This is a genomic window from Streptomyces anandii JCM 4720, from assembly GCF_014650655.1.
Classification (GTDB): domain Bacteria; phylum Actinomycetota; class Actinomycetes; order Streptomycetales; family Streptomycetaceae; genus Streptomyces; species Streptomyces anandii.
Map to the genome: position 1 here is coordinate 13,916 of NZ_BMVJ01000041.1, position 741 is coordinate 14,656.

2 protein-coding genes are annotated in these 741 nt (G+C 70.2%); both read left to right on the forward strand.

Features of this window, described 5'->3' with window-relative positions:
* The coding region (locus IE249_RS39540; RefSeq protein WP_229859968.1) for an FAD-dependent oxidoreductase at positions 1-537 on the forward strand (537 nt) is incomplete at its 5' end.
* Positions 538-548: 11 nt separating this feature from the next.
* Positions 549-741: sarcosine oxidase subunit delta (locus IE249_RS39545; protein ID WP_229859970.1), on the forward strand; the 193-nt coding region annotated here is incomplete at its 3' end.

Here is a 741-nt window from a genome sequence, read left to right on the forward strand (position 1 = left end):
GGCCACACCTCGGTGCTGGCGGCGATGGCGGGCATCGAACTCCCGCTGCAGAGCCATCCGCTGCAGGCCCTGGTCTCGGAGCTGCTGGAGCCGGTGCACCCGACCGTGGTCATGTCCAACGCCGTTCACGTGTACGTCAGCCAGGCGCACAAGGGCGAACTGGTGATGGGCGCGGGTATCGACGCGTACAACTCGTACACCCAGCGCGGCGCCTTCCACATCATCGAGGAGCAGATGTCCGCGGCGCTGGAGCTGTTCCCGGCGTTCGCGCGTGCCCATGTCCTGCGCACGTGGGGCGGCATCGTCGACGTCAGCCCGGACGCCTCGCCGATCGTGGGCCTGAGCCCGGTGGACAACCTCTACCTCAACTGCGGCTGGGGGACGGGCGGTTTCAAGGCCACTCCGGGTGTGGGCTGGGTGTATGCCCACACCATCGCCCACGACTCCCCGCACACCCTCAACGCCCCCTTCTCGCTCGACCGTTTCACCACCGGCGCGCTCGTCGACGAGCACGGCGCGGCCGCGGTGGCCCACTAGGGAGCCGAACCATGCTGCTCATACCCTGCCCGTGGTGCGGGCCCCGCGACGAGGCCGAGTTCCACTACGGCGGCCAGGCCCACGTGCCCTACCCCGAGGACCCGGCGGCCCTGAGCGACCGGGAATGGGCCCGGTACCTGTTCTTCCGTGACAATCCCAAGGGGCCGTTCGCCGAACGGTGGAGCCACGCGGCGGGGTGCCGCC